Source organism: Serratia marcescens (genome assembly GCF_029846115.1).
Lineage (GTDB): Bacteria > Pseudomonadota > Gammaproteobacteria > Enterobacterales > Enterobacteriaceae > Serratia > Serratia marcescens_L.
Genome location: NZ_JARVZZ010000001.1, coordinates 3,435,266 through 3,453,962 on the forward strand (window position 1 = coordinate 3,435,266; position 18,697 = coordinate 3,453,962).

The 18,697-nt window shown below is 58.2% G+C and carries 22 protein-coding genes; 13 read left to right on the forward strand and 9 right to left on the reverse strand.

All coding sequences use genetic code 11. From position 1 onward, the window contains the following. Window positions 1-3 precede the first annotated feature (3 nt). Complete coding sequence (locus QDT79_RS16260) at window positions 4-1,041, forward strand: Glu/Leu/Phe/Val dehydrogenase dimerization domain-containing protein (protein WP_063989883.1); 1,038 nt, start codon at window positions 4-6, stop codon at window positions 1,039-1,041. A gap of 56 nt (window positions 1,042-1,097) precedes the next feature. Continuing rightward, a complete protein-coding gene (locus QDT79_RS16265) occupies window positions 1,098-2,195 on the forward strand; it encodes a hypothetical protein (RefSeq protein ID WP_063990349.1) in 1,098 nt (365 codons plus the stop codon). Between the two features lie 52 nt (window positions 2,196-2,247). On the opposite strand, the gene QDT79_RS16270 is transcribed toward QDT79_RS16265, so the two are convergent. The 3 genes from QDT79_RS16270 to QDT79_RS16280 all read right to left on the reverse strand — a co-directional run bounded on the left by QDT79_RS16270 (window position 2,248) and on the right by QDT79_RS16280 (window position 5,366). Next, the gene (locus tag QDT79_RS16270) at window positions 2,248-3,189 is read right to left on the reverse strand and encodes a sugar phosphate isomerase/epimerase family protein (RefSeq protein ID WP_308316752.1); all 942 of its coding nucleotides are present in this window, start codon (window positions 3,187-3,189) and stop codon (window positions 2,248-2,250) included. Window positions 3,190-3,199: 10 nt separating this feature from the next. Then, window positions 3,200-4,375, reverse strand: coding sequence for a Gfo/Idh/MocA family protein (locus tag QDT79_RS16275; protein ID WP_308316753.1), 1,176 nt, complete (start codon window positions 4,373-4,375; stop codon window positions 3,200-3,202). Window positions 4,376-4,442: 67 nt separating this feature from the next. Continuing rightward, a complete protein-coding gene (locus QDT79_RS16280; RefSeq protein ID WP_308316754.1) occupies window positions 4,443-5,366 on the reverse strand; it encodes a substrate-binding domain-containing protein in 924 nt (307 codons plus the stop codon). 316 nt (window positions 5,367-5,682) lie between these two features. Between QDT79_RS16280 and QDT79_RS16285 the strand changes: the two genes are divergently transcribed. From QDT79_RS16285 to bla, 3 genes are all read left to right on the forward strand, one after another. Continuing rightward, a complete protein-coding gene (locus QDT79_RS16285) occupies window positions 5,683-6,693 on the forward strand; it encodes a LacI family DNA-binding transcriptional regulator (protein ID WP_308316755.1) in 1,011 nt (336 codons plus the stop codon). 39 nt (window positions 6,694-6,732) lie between these two features. Next, window positions 6,733-7,245, forward strand: a complete 513-nt coding sequence (locus tag QDT79_RS16290; protein WP_308316756.1) for a hypothetical protein — start codon at window positions 6,733-6,735, stop codon at window positions 7,243-7,245. Between the two features lie 85 nt (window positions 7,246-7,330). After that, complete coding sequence (gene bla, locus QDT79_RS16295) at window positions 7,331-8,083, forward strand: class A beta-lactamase (protein WP_308316757.1); 753 nt, start codon at window positions 7,331-7,333, stop codon at window positions 8,081-8,083. A 225-nt stretch (window positions 8,084-8,308) separates the two neighbouring features. On the opposite strand, the gene QDT79_RS16300 is transcribed toward bla, so the two are convergent. Both QDT79_RS16300 and QDT79_RS16305 read right to left on the reverse strand, forming a co-directional pair. Further along, on the reverse strand, window positions 8,309-8,479 hold the full coding sequence (locus QDT79_RS16300) for a GrpB family protein (RefSeq protein ID WP_308316758.1): 171 nt from the start codon (window positions 8,477-8,479) through the stop codon (window positions 8,309-8,311). Between the two features lie 147 nt (window positions 8,480-8,626). Continuing rightward, window positions 8,627-8,932 carry a hypothetical protein gene (locus tag QDT79_RS16305; RefSeq protein ID WP_308316759.1) on the reverse strand — a complete coding sequence of 102 codons (306 nt, stop codon included), beginning with the start codon at window positions 8,930-8,932 and terminating at the stop codon, window positions 8,627-8,629. Window positions 8,933-8,957: 25 nt separating this feature from the next. On the opposite strand from QDT79_RS16305, the gene QDT79_RS16310 reads away from it, so the two are divergent. After that, entirely contained in the window at window positions 8,958-9,335 is a 378-nt protein-coding gene (locus QDT79_RS16310) for a VOC family protein (protein ID WP_063989886.1), read from the forward strand. Window positions 9,336-9,420: 85 nt separating this feature from the next. Here the strand turns inward: QDT79_RS16310 and QDT79_RS16315 are convergent, their stop codons facing one another. After that, window positions 9,421-9,879 (reverse strand): YbaK/EbsC family protein, encoded by a 459-nt coding sequence (locus tag QDT79_RS16315; RefSeq protein ID WP_060706544.1) that lies wholly within the window; start codon window positions 9,877-9,879, stop codon window positions 9,421-9,423. Between the two features lie 168 nt (window positions 9,880-10,047). Between QDT79_RS16315 and QDT79_RS16320 the strand changes: the two genes are divergently transcribed. Together QDT79_RS16320 and QDT79_RS16325 are read left to right on the forward strand one after the other, a co-directional pair. Further along, the gene (locus QDT79_RS16320; RefSeq protein ID WP_063989887.1) at window positions 10,048-10,473 is read left to right on the forward strand and encodes a DUF2231 domain-containing protein; all 426 of its coding nucleotides are present in this window, start codon (window positions 10,048-10,050) and stop codon (window positions 10,471-10,473) included. A gap of 10 nt (window positions 10,474-10,483) precedes the next feature. Continuing rightward, window positions 10,484-11,785: a PQQ-dependent sugar dehydrogenase gene (locus tag QDT79_RS16325; RefSeq protein ID WP_308316760.1), complete on the forward strand. Its 1,302-nt coding sequence runs from the start codon at window positions 10,484-10,486 to the stop codon at window positions 11,783-11,785. 41 nt (window positions 11,786-11,826) lie between these two features. On the opposite strand, the gene QDT79_RS16330 is transcribed toward QDT79_RS16325, so the two are convergent. Then, complete coding sequence (locus QDT79_RS16330; protein ID WP_308316761.1) at window positions 11,827-12,435, reverse strand: class I SAM-dependent DNA methyltransferase; 609 nt, start codon at window positions 12,433-12,435, stop codon at window positions 11,827-11,829. 244 nt (window positions 12,436-12,679) lie between these two features. On the opposite strand from QDT79_RS16330, the gene QDT79_RS16335 reads away from it, so the two are divergent. The 4 genes from QDT79_RS16335 (at window position 12,680) to QDT79_RS16350 (ending at window position 16,239) form a co-directional block, all read left to right on the forward strand. Further along, window positions 12,680-13,066, forward strand: coding sequence for a DUF2946 domain-containing protein (locus tag QDT79_RS16335; protein ID WP_233221875.1), 387 nt, complete (start codon window positions 12,680-12,682; stop codon window positions 13,064-13,066). Between the two features lie 223 nt (window positions 13,067-13,289). Beyond that, window positions 13,290-15,347: a TonB-dependent copper receptor gene (locus QDT79_RS16340; RefSeq protein WP_308316763.1), complete on the forward strand. Its 2,058-nt coding sequence runs from the start codon at window positions 13,290-13,292 to the stop codon at window positions 15,345-15,347. 141 nt (window positions 15,348-15,488) lie between these two features. Then, window positions 15,489-15,650 (forward strand): hypothetical protein, encoded by a 162-nt coding sequence (locus QDT79_RS16345; protein WP_162838235.1) that lies wholly within the window; start codon window positions 15,489-15,491, stop codon window positions 15,648-15,650. Window positions 15,651-15,759: 109 nt separating this feature from the next. Beyond that, window positions 15,760-16,239, forward strand: coding sequence for a GNAT family N-acetyltransferase (locus tag QDT79_RS16350; RefSeq protein ID WP_063989892.1), 480 nt, complete (start codon window positions 15,760-15,762; stop codon window positions 16,237-16,239). Between the two features lie 13 nt (window positions 16,240-16,252). Here the strand turns inward: QDT79_RS16350 and QDT79_RS16355 are convergent, their stop codons facing one another. Next, window positions 16,253-17,146, reverse strand: a complete 894-nt coding sequence (locus QDT79_RS16355; protein ID WP_308316764.1) for a LysR family transcriptional regulator — start codon at window positions 17,144-17,146, stop codon at window positions 16,253-16,255. 84 nt (window positions 17,147-17,230) lie between these two features. Between QDT79_RS16355 and QDT79_RS16360 the strand changes: the two genes are divergently transcribed. Then, entirely contained in the window at window positions 17,231-18,007 is a 777-nt protein-coding gene (locus QDT79_RS16360; RefSeq protein WP_107226213.1) for an NAD(P)H-dependent oxidoreductase, read from the forward strand. A 37-nt stretch (window positions 18,008-18,044) separates the two neighbouring features. On the opposite strand, the gene QDT79_RS16365 is transcribed toward QDT79_RS16360, so the two are convergent. Beyond that, window positions 18,045-18,599, reverse strand: a complete 555-nt coding sequence (locus QDT79_RS16365) for an NAD(P)H-dependent oxidoreductase (protein ID WP_308316765.1) — start codon at window positions 18,597-18,599, stop codon at window positions 18,045-18,047. Window positions 18,600-18,697 lie beyond the last annotated feature (98 nt).

Genomic DNA, 18,697 nt, shown 5'->3' on the forward strand with positions numbered 1-18,697 from the left:
ATTATGTCAGTTAACAATGAATTGCTGAATACGCACAACCAATATCAGGTAGAAACGATCGTAATCGACGACGAAACGTCATTCACCCTGGCTTACTCGTCGCAGATCAAGCTGCTGCCGGCCAATGGCGGGATCCGCTGGCGCAACTATGCGTCCCGTAAGCAGCAGGAAGAAGAGGCGATCATGCTGGCGCAGCGCATGTCGCTGAAGCATGGATTGTACAATACCGGTTTCAGCGGCGGAAAAATCGTGGTCAACAGCAAGCGTTCTCCCCAAGAGCAACCGGCGGTGCTTGAAGCGATCGGCGACCTGCTCAACCGTTATGGCGGCACCATGTTTACCGGATGCGATATCAATACTGGCAATCGAGAGATGGACTATTTGCGGCAGTTTACGCCATGGATCCTGAATGCCATGGACAGCCCGCAAGTCGACACGTCGGTGGCGACGGGCTACGGCGTCTGGAGCTCGATGAAAAAGGTGTTGACGCTGCGGCTCAATCATTTGCCGCGGGCCCGCATTGCTATTCACGGCATGGGTAAAGTCGGGGCGGAAGTGGCGAAACAAAGCCTGCTGTTCGGTTGCGAAGTGACGGCGTATGACATCAATCCTGCGGCGCAGTTCCCGCCTGGGGTCCGCCGCGTCAGTGAAGACGAACTCTGGGCGCAACCCAGCGAGGTGCTGTGCATCGCATCCTTGTCCAACATATTAAATGCGCAGAACGTTGAACAACTGAATACGCGTTGGGTGATTAGCAGCGCCAATTCGCCGTTCAGTACGCCGCAGGCAGAACAGCGGCTGCTGGCGCGCGGCATCCATTATCTGCCGGACTATGTCAGTAATGCCGGCGCGGTGATCTGCGACAGCATCGAAATGGCGTTCACCGACCGGTATAACCAAATGAATCAGGAACAGGTCAATGCCTATGTGCATTCCGTGATTGGCGCCAAGACCGAGGAGTTGCTGCAGCGTGCTCAACTGCTCAATTGCGATGTCGGGCAATTGTTGCAACCGATAAAATCCGCCGCCATGGTGGCGTAACAATGGGCCGGGAAGCCTGCGCTTCCCGGCCTTGGCTGTTTAACGAGTATAAATTCATGATCATCGTAAAAGACGCTTTGCGGAGCAAAGTGGAAACCGAGTCACAGGGACACCGCACCGTGCTGTATACCGCAAGTGGTCAACCCAGTTATATGCATGTGATCTCTCGCTTTACGCTGCAAGAGGTCACATCAGGGTTAGGAGAGGCGGTTCATCCTGCCTTTATCGTCAACGGCCAGCTTAAAGACGCCTTTTTTTATGGCTGCTATCCGGGAACTCTGGTCGATGGAGAACTGGTCAGCCAACCCGATACGGCTCCGGCGAGCCGGCACGATCTGGCCACATTTCGTCGGGCGGTGGCGCGCAACGGCGCCGGATGGCATATTGGCACCAACGCGGAATGGGCCGCGCTGATGTTCTGGTGCCGCCATCAAGGATGGCCGGAGTTGGGCAATACCGAGAGCGGCCGGTCGCATCACGATCGCCGTCAGTATGGTAAACGATGCGACGGCGGTGCCGTGGGCGATGAACAGGGCGATCCGACAACCTTTACCGCATCCGGCCCGGGAGCCTGGTATCACGACGGTACGCCGTACGGCATCGGCGATCTGTGCGGTAATTTGTGGGAATGGCAGCACGGGCTGAAATTGGTCGCGGGGGAAATTCTGCTCTTGCCGGATAATGACGCCGCGATGCCAATGACCGACGATGAAGACGAACGCTGGCGTGCGGTCGACCTGGCGACGGGGGCATGGGTGTCGCCCGGCAGTGGAGGGACGGCTAAATTCGATGCAGTCTCACCCATTCATACAGGCAATGCCGGTGCGCCGCTTATTACCGACTCTATTCAGCATTTTAACGGCGACCCGCAGGATAACGGATATCCGCCTGGCTTGATGGACGATGCGTTCGATCGTATTCGCATGGCAAGCGGGGCACCGTTACCGGATGTGTTGAAAATTCTTGGCATTGTTCCTCATCACCGGTGTGAGGACGGCGATCAGGTTTACCTGCGTAATTACGGTGAACGCATTCTGATGCGCGGCGGCGCCTGGTATTCCGGCGCCGCCGCCGGGCTGAGAACGCTGTGCCTGAGCCATGGTGCGGGGCACGCCAGTGCTACGGTCGGCGCCCGGCCGGTATGGTGTTTATAAGCTGTTGGCAATGCACGGGTCTGCGCAGCGGCCGTGGCCGCCGCGCCTGGCTTTACTGGCTGATGCTCTGCTGCAACGCCTGAACGGAGGAGGCGATGCCGGCATCGACCGACATGGTCAGGTCTTCCATTTCGAGCGACACCCAGTCGTTGTAGCCCATCATGCGCACCACCGAGAAGAATTCCTTCCACCACTGCAGATCCCGCCCACAGCCGACGGCGACATAGTTCCAGGCCCGGCCGGCCACGTCGTCGATCGGTTTGGTTTCCAGCAGCCCATTAACCTCGACGACGCCGCGCTCAAGGCGCACGTCTTTGCCGTGCACATGGTGAATGGCGGGGCCGAGGGCGCGGGCCACCGCGATGGGATCCGCGCCCATCCAAATCAAATGGCTGGGATCGAGGTTCAAGCCCACCATCGGGCCAACGGCTTCGCGCAGCCGGAACAGCGTTTCCGGGTTCCACACCAGCATGGCGCTGAAGTTTTCCAGCGCAAAGCGCTCGACGCCGCACGCTTTCGCCCGGGTGACCAGCGCCTGCCAATAGGGGATCGCCACTTCATTCCATTGATAGTCCAGACAGTTTTTCACCGTCGGCGGCCAGCTGACGGTATAGGTGATCCAGTTGGGGATGGTGTCATGCGGGCTGGCCGGGGGCAGGCCGCTCATCATAACGATCTTTTTCACCCCCAGCAGCCCGGCCAGCTCCAGCGTATTGTCGGTTTGGCGCTGATGGCGTTGCCCCAGTTCGCCGGGATCGAGCGGATTGCCGGAGACGTTGAGCGCGGCGATCTCCATGCCGCGGCTGGCCAGCGCCTGCTGCAGCTGCCGGCGTTTGGCGGGGTTAGCCAGCAGATCGTCGGTATCCAGATGGGGCGCCGGAGACCAGCCGCCGGTGGTCATTTCCACGCCGCGCACCCCCAGCTCCAGCAGCCGATCCAGCATCTGCTCGAAGGGTAAATGACCCAGGCTGTCGGTACAGAATGAAAGTTTCATGGTGCTTTCCTTATTGGTAATTAACCCAGGTGGCGCCGTTGTCGGCGGAACGAACGCAGTTTTCAATCCAGCGCACGCCTTCCAATCCGGCCTCGATATCCGGATAGATCAGCGCGGCCAGCGTCTGCCGATCGCCGCGCTGGCTGGCGCTGATGGCGATGGCGAACTTGAGGTAAATATTGGCCCAGGATTCGGCCAGGCCTTCGGTATGCAGCGCACCGAGCCGCTCTTCGGCCAGGGCGCTGTCGTCCAGATAGGGCATGCCGTGGTGCAGGATCTGGTTGGGCCGCCCCTGGATCTCATAGCGCAATTCGCCGGGCGTGGAATCGCTCCACTGCAAGCTGGCGAGCGAGCCCACCACGCGGATGCTTTGGCTGTCCATCGCGCCGGCGTTGACGGCGGAGGCCCACATGCGGCCGACGGCGCCGTTTTCGTAGTGCATCAGCACCATGGCGTTGTCTTCCAGCGGGGCGCGTGAAGGAATAAAGCTCTGGCGATCGCACAGCAGGGAGGCAATCTTCATATCGGGCATCACCAGCTGCGAGATGTAGAAGGTGTGGGTGGAGATGTCGCCCAGCACAAAAGAGGGGCCGGCGATTTTCGGATCGACGCGCCACTTTTGCGCCTCGAACGTATCCGCGCTTTCGTTGGCATTGAAGCCGTGGGTGTATTGCAATTCGACCATGCGTATTTCGCCGATGTCGCCGTTTGCGATCATAGCGCGCATCTGCATCAGCAGAGGATGGCCGGAGAAGCCGTAGGTTACGCCGACGATCAGGCCTTTCTCCGACGCCAGCGCCTTGATTTCTCTCGCCTCCGCCGTGGTGAAGAACAGCGGCTTTTCGCAGATGACATGCAGGCCGGCACTCAGCGCGGCGCGCGTGATTTCATAGTGGGTGCCGTTGGGGGTGGCAATGGTCACCACCTCAACGCCATCTTCACGGTTGGCTTCTTGCTCCAGCAGTTGTCGATAGTTGTCATAGCAGCGGTCGGCGGGCACGCCGAGATTGACGCCAAACTCGCGTCCGCGCGCCGCGTCGATATCAAAAGCGCCGGCAACCAGCCGATAGGCGGTGTTGTCGCGCAACGCGCCGGAACGGTGCTTGTAGCCCACCTGGCTGAGGCGGCCGCCGCCGATCATCGCCCAACGCAGCGGGCGAGGGATGCTTCTTTCACCATTTAACATGCTGACTCCTGATACTGTGGCTTTGCACTCGGGTGCAAAATGGGTTGAAAAAGAGAGTGGCAACGGTTTATTTCTGGTTCATCTGTGCAAATTGCGGGTAGTTTTCTCGCATCACGGTGGCATAAGGCACCCAGTTGTAAGGCTCAGTTTTAGCGTGATCCAACATTGCTCGGGTCACTTGCACCGCGCCGAGCGCCTGGGCTTTGGCATCCTGGAAAATGGTCACCGCCAGGTCGCCGTTTTTGATAAATTGCAGGCCGTCTGGCGTGCCGTCGATACCGGCGACCAGCACGCCATTCTTTTTGGCCTGCTTCAGCGCCATGATCGCGCCGATGGCCATCTCATCGTTGTTGGCGGCGATCGCATCGATCGGCGTGCCGTTCAGCAACCAGCCGGAAACCACGTCGACTGCTTCATTGCGCTGCCATTTGGCGGTCTGTTTCTCTACCACTTTCAGGTCTTTATGTTTGGCGATCACCGCTTCCACCGCACGGGTGCGTTCGCGGGTTTCTTCGTTGGAGAGGGCGCCCATCAGGATCGCCACGTTGCCGCGATAATTCATTTTTTTCGCCAGGGCCTCCATCTGCAGGCGGCCGCTGAGCGCCGAGTCGGAGCCGACGTAGGCCGTCGCACCGGTCAGTGGCACTTCGGGTTTGCGGTTGACGAAGATGAGGGGGATCGCGGCGCGGTGGGCGGCCACTATCATCGGCTGGACGCCTTGTGTATCAACCGGGTTGAGGATAATGGCGTCCACACCCTGATTAATCAGATCGTCCACCTGCTGCACCTGCAGGGCGACATCGCCTTTGGCATCGACAAACTGGCCTTGCAGCTGCTGCGCAGCCAGTTCACGTGCCATTTGGCTACGCAGGATGGAGACGAAATTGAGATCGAAGTTGGCCAGCGCCACGCCGACCTGGTAGGTCTTGGCTTGGGCGGTCACGACAAACAGCGAGCAGGCTAACATCAACAGCAGTCTGGTTTTATTCATACGGTATCCTGTTGAGAAAAGAGGCGTTGTAGGCAAACAGCGAATTTGCAACCGGGTGCAAAGCAGGAGGCAAAACGGCCGTGAGTCTCTGAATGCCACCGTGAATGTCGGCCATGGATAAAATTTGGTCAACAGGGGAAAGGTGAAAACAGCGCGGACGATCACAAACTCTTTACTTTTTGCACCCGGTTGCATAACAAATTGCAATCGGGTGCAAAAACGGGACATAATTGCAGCAGGCATGCCAGCAGGCGCTTAGGGGATCTGAGCGAGCAGGGTATAGTTTGACTTCATCGAAGCAGGGATCGACGCAACCATGACGAAACACCACAAAGCCACCGCCAGCGACGTCGCCGAAAAGGCCGGCGTCTCTAAATGGACGGTATCGCGCGCCTTTACCCCCGGCGCGTCGATCTCGGACAGCGCGCGTGAAAGCGTACTGGCGGCGGCGGCCGAGCTGGGTTATCGACCCAATCTGCTGGCGCGCAGCCTGTCGCAAAAACGCACGCACATCATCGGCGTGGCCATCGACGAGATGAAGAACCCGCATTCGATGATGATGCTCGATATGGTCACCAAACAGCTGCAAACCCGCGGCTATATGGCGCTGCTGCTGAACATCACCGCCGGGGAAAACTACCGGGCGGTGATGGCGATGGCCGATCAGCTGCAGGTCGATGGCATTCTGTTCCTGGCGACGGTATTAACCCAAGAGTGGGTGGCGATCGCGCAAGATCTGCATCAGATCCCGCTGGTGCAGGTATGCCGCAATACGGAAAGTGAACATATCGATGTGGTCAATATCGACGGCTACCGCGCCGGCGAAGAGATCGCTGGGTTGCTGATAGAACAAGGGCATCGGCGCTTTGGCTACATGAAGGGGCCAGACACGCAAAGCAGCCATTTGCTGCGTATGGAAGGCTACCGTGACAAATTGATGGCCGCCGGCTTTCAGCTGGATCGGGTGCTCACCGCCGGCCACTACGATCGCCAACGCGGTTTCCAGCTGATGAGCGAATACCTGCAGGCAACGCCGGAAAGCGAGCGGGTTGAGGCGCTGTTCTGCGAGAACGACGTGTTGGCGCTGGGGGCGCTCGAAGCGCTCAGGCAAACGGCGCCGGCGTCTGCGATGGCCGTGGTAGGCTTCGACGATATCGACGAGGCAGGCTCAGCCAATTGGGCGCTGACCAGCTACAACCAACGTATCGACCGGCTGGTCGAGGAGGCCTTGAATCGCCTGCTCGACAATCGCGCCACGGTAGATGGTGCCTGGCGGCACGGGGAGTTGCGGGTTCGGCGGTCGCATTTGGCTGGGAAACCGGCGTAAGGATTTCTTTTTTTGTGACAATGTCACTATTGAGACTTGATGAGAACACATCGAGATAAAAAGAAAAAACTCTATAGAAGAGAAAGTGTTACATCCAGAGGCCCCATGGCCAGCGGTGGCAAGTACCGCTGGGAACGGCATAGCAAACAGGCGGACGATGAGCAGCTGCCGCTGCGTGAAAGCATGCATGGGCGGATACAACATGGCATGGATTACACGCCGCTATTTCAATTTTTGCTCAGTAAAGTGGGCCAACCCTGGAGTGAAGTGCACAGCGAAGCGGTTAGTCGGTTGGATAAAGAAGCACCTATTTTTTACCTGGTGGCACTGCACCGTAAAAACTGGCAGAGCTATGTCTGCTGTGATGAGTCGAGCTATTACAGCGGGCTATGCATAGATGAGCACGGGATACTGCAGAAAGTGAACCCGGCATTCACCGCAGAAGATGTGCCGGTGAGGTGCCGTTGTTGTACCTATACGTTCAACGGGGAACTGGTGCCCGTCACGGAAAAAAACTGGCAAAAACCCTATGAGAAGGAATCCTGGGAATAGTCAGGTTTCACGAGTGTCATTCAGATGTAGATTGACTGCCGAAGTTTGCCAAATTTCACGTAGCGCGATCAAAAAGGAGGGCGTTTTGACCCATTTTGCAGAGTGGCTTCGCCAAGTTTCAGATGATAAAACGATTTCTATAAATGGAAGCCAGCGTTTCCCTTTAGATAGCACGGTTAAATCAATTGCTTGCGCCAATGTTCTGGCAAAGGTTGATGCAAAGAAGCTTTCATTAAATCATTCTATGGTAGTGACTGAAAAAAACCTTGTGACCTATTCACCCGTTGCTAAAGATTATATGAATAAGCCATTTACGCTTGAGCAAGCTTGCAAAGCTGCCAATGAATACAGTGATAATACAGCAGCTAATTTTGCTATTTTTTCAGGTGGGGGACCGGAGGCTCTGACCGCATTTATGAGATCTATAGGAGATACGGTTACTCGCTCTGACCGATATGAGCCAGAATTGACTGTCAATCCCGTGGATGATTTGCGAGATACAACGACTCCTGATGCGATGAGCAAGAGTATCAAGAAAATTTTGACCGGCGCAGTTCTCAGTGATTCATCAAAAGCGCAATTGAAAGAATGGATGGTCAATAACAAAGTCGCTGATAATATGCTTAGGGCGTCTCTTCCTAAAGGATGGAAAATCGCCGATAGGTCAGGTGCAAGTGATTATGGTGTCAGAGGGATAACTTCGATGGTCTGGTCAAATAATCATGATCCTGTATTCATCAGCATCTATGTGAGAAAAGCGGATACCTCTTTGGATGAACGCTCAGCGGTGATTCGTACTTTAGGTTCGCATATATTTGACGAATACCTTAGCCACTAAAGAATAGTAGTAAGAGGTTAGGGGTTCTACGGAAGAGCCCCGATAAGCAGCAGAGAGTTACGTACTTAGGAAATCTCCACGCTATGGCGGTTAGCATTTATCATGCTTCATTTAACATAATATACATTATACGCACCTAGGTAATGATAAGTGGGTTCTGCCGTCCAGGCTTGATCATGGGGTTTCTCCCGCGGCCAACCATGCCGGCGCCGGCTGCTCATGCTGCTAAGTATTCGTTTTCAACCGGCCATAAGCCGCCGGGTTTTGCCGGCGGTCTTCTTCTGCTTGGTGTTTGTGTTGCTCAGCAATACCATGATGCTTGCGCAGAAAATCTCTGAACGCCAACTGTCTGATCGCCTGTTCACTTGCTGCAGCAACGCCTGCCGGTAATGCCATTCTCGCCACGCGGCGTAGATCTCATTCCAACGCCGCCAGGCTTTCAATCTCCAGCAAGATATCAAGCGTTGGTTTGGCACTGCTGTACTACCGATATGATGAATTGCCGTTAACACACCAGCCAATATCTCGCGTAGTTTCAGCGCTTCATATTGATAGTGTTCCAGAGATCATAGCCCTCGACCGTGATGCTGCGTGCTGCCATTTCCCGCTCCAGTAATGATGACCGGACATGATTTTCTGAGGCGCATACCTGCCGATATTGGCCAGAAATCCCCTGTTTTTTTTGATCGCGCTACGTGAAATCTGATAAAACGTGGCTACTTCGACACTGCAGATTTCTCCAAAATGCGTCATATAAACGGACAGTATTTGCACGTTAAATGCGTATTGGCGTCCTTTTTCATCGCTTTCGGCGCCCGCCGCGGCGTTGGCTATACTGAATGGGAACATTCTTCCACGCTCCTGGAGTCTCCCCATGTTTGACCATGTGAAATTTGGCGTCAGCGACTTTGCCCTTAGCAAAGCGTTTTTCCTCAATGCGCTGGCGCCGCTGGGCGTAAAGATCGTTGCCGAAGGCGAGCCCGGCTATGGCGTCGAGCTGTGTTCCGATCGGGGTAACGTGTCATTGTGCCTGTTTCAAACCGATGAAAAGCCGGCGCATCTGCACCTGGCATTTGCCGCAGGCAGCCGTGAACAGGTCGATGCGTTCTACCACGCCGCGCTAAATGCCGGGGGCAAAGACAATGGCGCACCTGGTTTACGGCCCAATTACCATGCCCACTACTATGCGGCATTTGTGATAGCCCCGGATGGTCACAATATCGAGGCGGTTTGTCATAACCCGATGAGCTAGTGATTTTTCCTGTTAAAACAGCACATTAACCACGAGGTAACGCATTGTATTTAACATAATACAATTGTGACATCGTCACTTAACGTTACCCCGTCACGTCAATCCACTCTGCTCCGGTAATGCTGGCCAGGCGTTGTGGCGCAATTCTCACACCTGAGTTATCGCTGCCACCTGCCGGAAGCACTTCACCGTAGCTGCACAGGCTGCGATCGCAGTAAATTCTCACCGCTGCCGGTGCGGCAAAGGGGCAAACGCCGCCGGGCGGATAGCCGGTCAGCGCCTCCACCTCCTCTGCCGGCAGCATGCGCGCCTTTACGCCGAAGAATTGTTTGTACTTCTTGTTATCGATTCTGGCGGTTCCCGCCATCACCAACAGCACCACGCCGTCGTTCACGCGAAACGACAGCGTCTTGGCGATCTGCCCGCTCTCCACGCCAAAGGCTTCCGCCGCCAGCGCCACCGTGGCGGTATTCTTTGCCAGCACCGTCACCGCCGTTTCCGGTGCGTGCTCGGCCAGAAATCGCTGAACGCGCTCTATACTCATGCCCTACCTCCCGATGTTGCTAAGCCATTGATAATGCCGCAGTGAGGGTTTCGGTTTTAACATCGCATGCTAAAAATGAGAATCAAAATTGTTCAAATCGGTGAATCTGAACAAAGCTTTAAGGGGCCTACGCCTTTTTTACCTATCATTTTTCATGGAGATACCTGCATGACCACGCAAACGACAGCAAGGCCCTCAACGGTCGCGGTGGCCGTCTATGAATGGCTCAACCCAATACCTTATGGGTTTTTCACCGCAGCGCTGATTTTCGACATCATCTATGCCTGCACGGCGAATATTCAGTGGGTCAATGGCGCCAGCTGGCTGATCGCCATCGGCCTGGTTTTTGCCATTATTCCCCGGCTGATTAACCTGGTTCAGGTGTGGTTCGGCAGCGGCCGGCTGCAGGGTTCACCGGTCAAGCTCCATTTCTGGCTGAATCTGATCGCCATCGTTCTCGCCATCATCAACGCTTTCGTGCATAGCCGGGATGCGTATGCCGTGGTGCCGCAAGGTTTGGTGCTGTCTGCGATCGTAGTCGCGCTGCTGAGCCTCGCCAACATTCTGCTGGCCGTGGGCGCCCGCGCAAAATAAGGAGGTTTTCATGAAGCTATCATCCACCGCGATTGCGCTTTCGGCCGTGCTGGCGCTGGCCGGCTGCGATAACAGCGCCGTCATTTCGCCGGAACAACAAATGGGGCCGGATCCTGCGTTGCCGGCGGCGCAAGACTTCCTGATGCCGCCGATGCAGGTGCCAAAGGGCGTCGGCTGGCAACAGACCCAGATGCCGAAAGTGGCCGAGGGTTTAAAAATCGACAAGGTGGCGGACGGTTTGCTGCATCCGCGCCAGCTGCTTACCCTGCCCAACGGCGATGTCCTGGTGGTGGAAGCCAACGGGCCGGGCACGGAGGCGGTGAGCACGCCCAAGCAGCTGATCGCCGGGTTGGTGAAAGGCCAGTCCGGTAAAGGGGGCAAAGGCGGTAACCGCATCACCCTGCTGCGTCCAACCGCCGACGGCCGCTGGGAAAAGCATGTTTTCCTCGAGGGGCTCGATTCTCCATTCGGCGTCCAGCTGATTGGCAACACCCTGTACGTGGCCAACACCGGCAACATCATGCAGTACGCCTATCAGCCGGGCGAAACGCGCATCAGCGATGCGGGTAAAGAGCTGGCCGATCTGCCGGACACCATCAACCATCATTGGACCAAGGCCCTGCTGGCCAGCCCGGACGGTAAAAAGCTGTATGTCGGCGTCGGTTCCAACAGCAACATCACCGAAAACGGCCTGGCCGTAGAGTACCGGCGCGCCGCCGTGCTGGAAGTGGACACCGCCTCTGGCGCCAGCCGCGTCTTCGCCAGCGGCCTGCGCAATCCGACCGGGCTGCAGTGGGAACCGCACAGCGGCAAGCTGTGGGCCATCGTCAACGAGCGTGACGAGATCGGCGCCGATCTGGTGCCGGACTACCTGACCTCTGTGCAGGACGGCGGCTTCTACGGCTGGCCTTACAGCTATTTCGGCCAGCACGTCGATCGGCGGGTGCAACCGGCGCGGCCGGATCGGGTGGCGAAAGCCATCAAGCCGGACTACGCCCTCAGCTCGCACGTCGCGCCGCTGGGGCTGCTGTTCTATACCGCGAACGCTCTGCCGGCCGAGTATCGCGGCGGCGCCTTTGTCAGCGAACACGGCAGCTGGGATCGCTCGCCGCTGAACGGCTACCGGGTCAGCTACGTGGCGTTTGAGCAAGGCAAACCGGTCGGCAAACTCAAAGCGGTGGTCACCGGCTTTGTCTCCGACGATGAGAAGGAACTCTATGGCGCACCGGTAGGATTAACGGTCGACAAGGCCGGCGCCCTGCTGATTGCGGATGACGTGGGCAACACCGTTTGGCGCGTCAGCGCTAAATAACGTTGACGGGCAGGTTCTTGGGGGATCTGCCCGTGACATTGTCACTCAGCACCCTGCGCCAACCAGACCGTTCTTCCCCCGCAGGCGGGATCTTCCACCACATGGTCGATCACGCGGAAGCCGTTCTCCTGCAATAAACGTCTGTACTCCTCCGGCGCCAGGCTGGCGTGAAACAGCGGCTGGCCTTCGAAGCTGCCGATCGCCACGCCGTCGGCTGGGCCGCTAGTGAACATCAGTGCGGCGTGCGGCCCGGCATGTCGTCTGAACAGCGGAAACATCCGGCGCTGATCGTCGCGCGCCAGATGAAAGAAGCTGTCCCAGGCCAGCAGGCCGTCGAATTTCGCCGCCAAATCCAGCTGGCGCATATCCATTTGTCGCCATTCCTGCTGCGGGAAACGCTGCCGGCAGCGCGCGATCATCGCCTGAGCACCGTCGACGCCGGTGACCCGATACCCCTGTTCGATAAAATAGGCGGCGATCGGCGCGCCATTGCCGCAGCCGAGATCCAGCAGCCGCGCATTGGCCGGGGTGAGCTGCAAAAAGCGGTCGAGCCACGGCCGTTCAAACAGCGTGGTGGGTCTGAGGCGTTCCCAGGCGGCGGCATGTTCGTCATAAAGCGGAATAATGGTGCTCGCCAGTTTTTCCGTCATTAATATTGTCCCCGTCACGTGATTGGCGCAAAAAAAATAGCCTTTGGTCAGAATTAAAGCGCTTATCCGATAATATATTCATCAACAGACCGTTGACCAGAAATAAAAGGTTTTAACATTTCGACATAAACCAGTACAATTCCCTACCCTGTGTTAACCCTTTTTTAGGTTGATTGTGTCGTTAATTCAGCGCTCTGCATCGCGACATCGGGCCGCCGCCTGGTTAGGGATGTTTGCCATTCTGATGTTGTTCATTGCGCCGGTGGTCTCGCGATCCCTGGAGCATGTACGCGCCGGAAGTGCTGGAACGACCGTCATGGCGGATTGCGGCATGGAGATGCCGATGCATCACGGGATGCACTCGCCGCCGCCTGAGCCTGAAAAAACCGCGCAGCCGCTGATGCAGCACGGCGGCGGCCATCACAACATGGCGATGATGATGGACGACAGCGCCTGCGGCTACTGCGTGCTGTTGCTGCACGCACCGCTGCTGGACGTGAGCCACGCCCCGCTGTTCTGGTCCCAGTCGCTGGCTTCGCACCCGCCGCCGATTCACTATCTCGTTCCTCTCTTTGCCCACGTCGTTCACACCGAATTACAGCCGCGCGCGCCCCCCGTCTCTTTCCTCTGATTTAACAATAAGCCCATTGCCGTTCTCTGTATTGCCGTTGTTCGCTTCAACCCGGCGGAATTAATTCGCCCAACGGTTAATCATCGAGACGTCATTATTAATCCGGTTATTCCACGTTGAGGGAATTAACCACGTATTTTCCGATGGTGATTTTCGCCAGGCCGCCCCACGCCTGAATAATCCTTCGGTCAAGAACGGAAAAGAGTTAGCTTAAGGAAAGATGATGTTTAAACCGACTTATAAAAAGAACGCCGTTACCCGCGCCATCACCACCGCCATGCCGTTGTTCCTGCTGGCCGGCCACGCGGCGCAGGCGCATCAGCACCCTACCGACGCACAGGTTAGCGATGGCGACGTGATCACCGTCACCGCGCCGCTCTACTCTCCGCTGACCATCGTCACCTCGCCGAAAACCCCGCGCCAGCCGGTACCGGCCAGCGACGGTTCGGACTACCTGAAAACCATCCCCGGCTTTTCGCAGATCCGCAACGGCGGTACCAACGGCGATCCAGTGTTCCGCGGCATGTTCGGTTCGCGGTTGAAGATCCTCACCGACGGTTCGGAAATGCTGGGCGCCTGCCCAGCGCGGATGGATGCGCCGACCTCTTACATCTCGCCGGAAAGCTTCGATCTGTTGACCATCACCAAGGGGCCGCAGACGGTACTGTGGGGGCCGGGATCGTCGGCGGGCACGGTGCGTTTCGAGCGAGAACGCCCGCGCTTCGACAAGCCGGGGATCAAGGGCAGCGCCAGCGTGCTGACCGGCTCCAATGGCCGCTGGGACGAGAATATCGACGCCAGCCTCGGCGCCGAACAAGGCTACCTGCGGGTGATGGCCAACAAATCCCGCTCCAACGACTATCAGGACGGAACGAATACGCGCGTGCCGTCACGCTGGGACAAGTGGAATGGCGACCTGGCGCTCGGCTGGACGCCGGACAACGACACGCTGCTGGAAGTGACCATGGGCCGCGGCAACGGCGAAGCGCGCTATGCCGGCCGCAGCATGGACGGTTCGCAGTTCAAGCGCGAAAGCCTGGGCATGCGGGTGGAAAAATCCAACATCGGCGAGGTGTTGGATAAGCTGGAAGCGCAGGTCTACTATAACTACGCCAACCACGTGATGGACAACGTCACCCTGCGCTCGCCGGGCAGCGGCGGCATGGGGGGCCATGGCGGTATGAGTATGGGCGGCCACGGCGGGCACATGATGTCCTCCGGCATGACGATGCAGCTCGATCGCCGCACCGTCGGTGGCCGCGTGATGGGCACCTGGCAGTGGCAGGACGTGAAGCTTGAAAGCGGCCTGGACACCCAAACCAACACCCACCGCAGCATGAGCCGCGGCAGCTGGGAAAAAGACGCCCAGTTCAACAGCTACGGCGCCTTCAGTGAACTGACCTGGTCCACCAGCGAACAGGATAAACTGATCGGCGGCGCGCGTCTTGACCGAACCCTGGTGGAGAATTTCCGCAGCGGCAGCGACGGGGAGCGTTCGGACACCCTGCCGAGCGGTTTTATGCGTCTTGAGCATACGTTGGCCGACCTGCCGCTGATGCTGTATGCCGGCGTCGGTTATACCGAGCGCTTCCCGGATTATTGGGAACTGTTCTCGCCGAAGCTCGGCCCGAACGGCAGCAAGGATCCGTTCTCCAGCGTCAAGAGCGAAAAAACCACGCAGCTCGACATCGGCGCGCAGTACAACGGCAAGCGTTTCAACGGCTGGGTCTCCGCTTACGTGGGCCGCGTCGATGATTTCATCCTGTTCAAATACGATCCGCACAACGCGCGTCTCAGCCAGGCCGATAACGTCAACGCCAACATCATGGGCGGTGAAATGGGCATGGGTTACCAGCTGAGCGAGCACTGGAAAACCGACGCCAGCCTGGCCTACTCCTGGGGCAAAAACACCCGCGACGGTCGGCCGCTGCCGCAGATCCCGCCGCTGGAGGCGCGTCTGGGGCTCACCTATGAGTACGGCGACTGGAGCGGCACCGGCCTGTGGCGTTTGGTCAGCAGCCAACACCGCGTGGCGATCAACGAAGGCAACGTGGTAGGCAAAGACTTTGCCGAAAGCGCCGGCTTCGGCGTGCTTTCCGCCAACGCCGCCTACAAGGTGAATAAAAACGTCAAGCTGAGCGCCGGTCTGGATAACATCCTGAACAAGACCTACAGCGAACACCTTAACCTGGCGGGCAACAGCGCCTTCGGGTATTCGGCCAACAGCGCGGTGAATGAACCGGGCCGCACCCTGTGGGCCAAGGTTAACGTCACTTTCTAAACCGTTCACCGGGCGATGGGCAACCGTCGCCCGATCAGGTGATATGCGATCCGGTTCTTAGGATATGAGTTTTAAGTTTTTCCCATTCGGTTGAGCGGCGATTACTATCACTCTCAACGTAATCACCGATCCGGAGGGAATATGCAAAAGCTCACTCGTTTTCTGGCCCTGCTCGGCGAGCTGATGATTGAAAAAGCCGAAGACGCCGCGCCGCAGGCTGCTCAGCCTGACGATCGTGACGACGCGTTGCCGCCGCGCCTCGAACGTGGGGTTCCGCTGGCCGACCGCTTCCTGTTCATGTAATTCCCTTCACGGTTTTTTGTCCGGCACGTTCCGGTATTTCATTATCGGACGTCTGCGTCTATCTTCTTTCGATGGTTCCAGCCGATTCATCATAGGAGATAGCAACGCAATGAAGATCAGAACGGTAACCCCGCAAGACGCTGAAGCCCTGACGCAGTTATTGAATGACGTGATCGACGCCGGCGGCACGACGGCGATAGAAACGCCCCTCACCCCCGCTGAATTCAGCGAATGGTTCATCAGCGGCAGCAATGCGCTGAGCTGTCAGGTCGCGGAGGTGGACGGGCTGTTAGTGGGCTTCCAGTCGCTGAGCGCTGATGATGCCCTGCCGCCCGATACCGCAGATATTGCCACCTTCTCCCGCCTGTCGCCGAAGGTGCCTGGCGTCGGCAGTGCGCTGTTCCCTGCCACATTAGCGGCGGCGAAGTCGCACGGTTTCAAGCACATCAACGCCACCATTCGGGCGGATAACGTCGGTGGCCTCGCCTACTATCACAAAATGGGCTTTCGCGATTACGATCGTTTGCCGCAGGTGCCGCTCAGCGATGGCACGCCGGTCGACAGAATCAAAAAACGCTTCTCCCTTTAACCCGCCAACCCGCTCACACTGAACGCACGATATGTTCGCGCAGCCACCGGTGAGCGGGATCCCGGTGCGATCGTTCGTGCCAGAGCATGGTCATTTCAAAGCCCGGCACCGCCAGCGGCGGCTCAAGCTGTTGCAATAAAGGCTGGTTGCGCACCAGCCGTTCCGGCAGCATCGCCACCAAATCGGACTGCGTCAGCACCGAGATAACGAACAGAAAATGCGGCACGGAAAGCACTACGCGCCGCGTCAGCCCCACGTCCGCCAACGCCCTGTCGGTCATGCCATAGAACCCGCCGCCGTCCGGCGAGACCATCACCTGCTCCAATTGGCAAAATTGTGCCGGCGTCAGCCTGGCATGCAGTTTGGGGTGGCCGATTCTGCCCACCAGCACATAGCGTTCGCTAAACAGCGTGCGCTGCCGCAGGCCGGATGGCGCCCCTTCGCGGGTATGAAACGCCAGGTCGATCTCTCCTTGCTCCGCCCGTTTGGCGAGGCGCGCCGGTGCGATCTCCAGCACCGCCAGCCGGGTGTCGGGCGCCGCCGTGCGCAACCCGTTCAGCGCCGGCAGCACGATGGTGGATTCGCCGTAGTCGAAGGCGGCTACGCGCCAGGTATCACTCGCCACGGCGGGATCGAACGGCGTCGCCGGCGTCACCGCCAACTCGAGCGCCGCCAATGCCTGGCGCAAAGGCTCCCGCAGCTGTTCCGCTCTGGCGGTCGGGCGCATGCCGCGCGGGCCGGGCAACAGCAGCGGATCGTCAAAGATCGCCCGCAGTTTGGCAAGATGCACGCTGACCGCCGGCTGGGAGAAATTGAGCCGCTGCGCCGCGCGCGTGACGTTATGCTCCGCCAGCAGCGCGTCGAGCGTCACCAGCAGGTTGAGATCCAGCCGCCTTAAATTATTCATAGTTATACCTGGGATAACGGTAATTCATTTCTAATATACCGACTAACGCCCTACTCTGCAGCTCTCACACCAAGGAGAGCTGTTATGAATGTGCTGATTGTTTACGCCCACCCGGAGCCGCTGTCGCTGACCGGCTCACTGAAAAATTTCGCCGTTGAACGCCTGATGCAGGCCGGCCATCAGGTACAGGTGTCCGACCTGTACGCCATGAAGTGGAAAGCGGTGCTCGATGCCAGCGACAGCCTGGAAGACCCGGCAACGGCTCGTTTCGATCCTTCGCTGGATTCGAAGCGTGCGTTCGCCAACGGCATGCAGAGCGCCGATATCGAACGGGAGCAGCAAAAATTGCGCTGGGCGGATGCGGTGCTGCTGCAGTTTCCGCTGTGGTGGTTCTCGATGCCGGCGATCCTCAAAGGCTGGGTGGAGCGTGTGTATGCCTATGGTTTTGCCTACGGCGTGGGTGAGCATTCCGACACCCATTGGGGCGACCGTTACGGCGAGGGGACGCTGGCGGGCAAACGGGCGATGCTGATCGTCACCGCCGGCGGCTGGGAGTCCCATTACGCCCCGCGTGGCATCAACGGGCCGATCGACGATATCCTGTTCCCGATCCAGCACGGCATGCTGCACTACCCGGGCTTCGAGGTGCTGCCGCCGTTCGTCACCTACCGCGCCGGCAAAACCGATGAGGCACGCTTTGCCGCCCTGCGCGAGCAGCTCGGGCAGCGGCTGGATAATCTGTGGAACGCCGAGCCAATCCGCTTCAGGCGGCAAAACGCCGGTGACTATCTGATCCCGCAGCTGACGCTGAAAGCGCATCTCGCGCCGGGGCAAAACGGTTTCGGCGTTCATATCGAGTAGCCGGACGCGCACGCCCTGGCGCATCCGGGGCGTGCCGTTAATTCAGGGCGGCGAGAAATGCCTGGTAGCCTTGCGCGCTGCTATCCAATTCGTGGGATTGCAGCGGCTCCACCGTCCCGTCCGAAGCGGCCTCCTTGCCGTAAAAGGCGAAGAACGAGGCATAGTCGGCCCGCACGTAGCCGGCGGTGACTTCAAACGGCCGGAAGATTTCCTCCAGCGAGTAACGATAGCGCCCGTCGCGCGCATAATCCTCTGCACGCACCCCCGCCGTGACCGCCAGCGCCAGCTTCTTGTTTTGCATCTTGTAGCCGCTGCGGGAACCGTAGGCCCAGCCGTAGGTGAGCACGTCGTCCAGCCATTTTTTCAGCAGCGGCGGGCTGCTGAACCAGAAAATCGGGAACTGCAGCACGATGTTGTCATGGGCTTCAATCAGCCGCTGCTCTTGAGCGACGTCGATCTGCCAATCCGGATAGGCCTGATGCAGTTCGTGCACGGTATACCGCTCCGGATAGCGCCGCAGCTCCTCCAGCCAGCGTTTGTTGACCACCGAGTTCGCCATATCGGGATGGGCCACCACCACCAAGGTTTTCATATCGATTTCTCCAGTCAGGTGTCTACCGGCGCATCATAGGTTATGCTGGAACAATGTAAAATACGCACACTCGCGACACATACTTACTCTGGAGAAAG

Coding starts and splice junctions, on each gene's coding strand:
- QDT79_RS16355 (WP_308316764.1), bottom strand. CDS start 17,146: ATGAATAATTTAAGGCGGCTGGATCTCAACCTGCTGGTGACGCTCGAC.
- QDT79_RS16315 (WP_060706544.1), bottom strand. CDS start 9,879: ATGAGTATAGAGCGCGTTCAGCGATTTCTGGCCGAGCACGCACCGGAA.
- QDT79_RS16260 (WP_063989883.1), top strand. CDS start 4: ATGTCAGTTAACAATGAATTGCTGAATACGCACAACCAATATCAGGTA.
- QDT79_RS16350 (WP_063989892.1), top strand. CDS start 15,760: ATGAAGATCAGAACGGTAACCCCGCAAGACGCTGAAGCCCTGACGCAG.
- QDT79_RS16365 (WP_308316765.1), bottom strand. CDS start 18,599: ATGAAAACCTTGGTGGTGGTGGCCCATCCCGATATGGCGAACTCGGTG.
- QDT79_RS16340 (WP_308316763.1), top strand. CDS start 13,290: ATGTTTAAACCGACTTATAAAAAGAACGCCGTTACCCGCGCCATCACC.
- QDT79_RS16320 (WP_063989887.1), top strand. CDS start 10,048: ATGACCACGCAAACGACAGCAAGGCCCTCAACGGTCGCGGTGGCCGTC.
- QDT79_RS16345 (WP_162838235.1), top strand. CDS start 15,489: ATGCAAAAGCTCACTCGTTTTCTGGCCCTGCTCGGCGAGCTGATGATT.
- QDT79_RS16275 (WP_308316753.1), bottom strand. CDS start 4,375: ATGTTAAATGGTGAAAGAAGCATCCCTCGCCCGCTGCGTTGGGCGATG.
- QDT79_RS16265 (WP_063990349.1), top strand. CDS start 1,098: ATGATCATCGTAAAAGACGCTTTGCGGAGCAAAGTGGAAACCGAGTCA.
- QDT79_RS16360 (WP_107226213.1), top strand. CDS start 17,231: ATGAATGTGCTGATTGTTTACGCCCACCCGGAGCCGCTGTCGCTGACC.
- QDT79_RS16300 (WP_308316758.1), bottom strand. CDS start 8,479: ATGGCATTACCGGCAGGCGTTGCTGCAGCAAGTGAACAGGCGATCAGA.
- QDT79_RS16305 (WP_308316759.1), bottom strand. CDS start 8,932: ATGTTCCCATTCAGTATAGCCAACGCCGCGGCGGGCGCCGAAAGCGAT.
- QDT79_RS16325 (WP_308316760.1), top strand. CDS start 10,484: ATGAAGCTATCATCCACCGCGATTGCGCTTTCGGCCGTGCTGGCGCTG.
- QDT79_RS16310 (WP_063989886.1), top strand. CDS start 8,958: ATGTTTGACCATGTGAAATTTGGCGTCAGCGACTTTGCCCTTAGCAAA.
- QDT79_RS16335 (WP_233221875.1), top strand. CDS start 12,680: ATGTTGTTCATTGCGCCGGTGGTCTCGCGATCCCTGGAGCATGTACGC.
- QDT79_RS16270 (WP_308316752.1), bottom strand. CDS start 3,189: ATGAAACTTTCATTCTGTACCGACAGCCTGGGTCATTTACCCTTCGAG.
- QDT79_RS16290 (WP_308316756.1), top strand. CDS start 6,733: ATGAGAACACATCGAGATAAAAAGAAAAAACTCTATAGAAGAGAAAGT.
- QDT79_RS16280 (WP_308316754.1), bottom strand. CDS start 5,366: ATGAATAAAACCAGACTGCTGTTGATGTTAGCCTGCTCGCTGTTTGTC.
- QDT79_RS16330 (WP_308316761.1), bottom strand. CDS start 12,435: ATGACGGAAAAACTGGCGAGCACCATTATTCCGCTTTATGACGAACAT.
- QDT79_RS16285 (WP_308316755.1), top strand. CDS start 5,683: ATGACGAAACACCACAAAGCCACCGCCAGCGACGTCGCCGAAAAGGCC.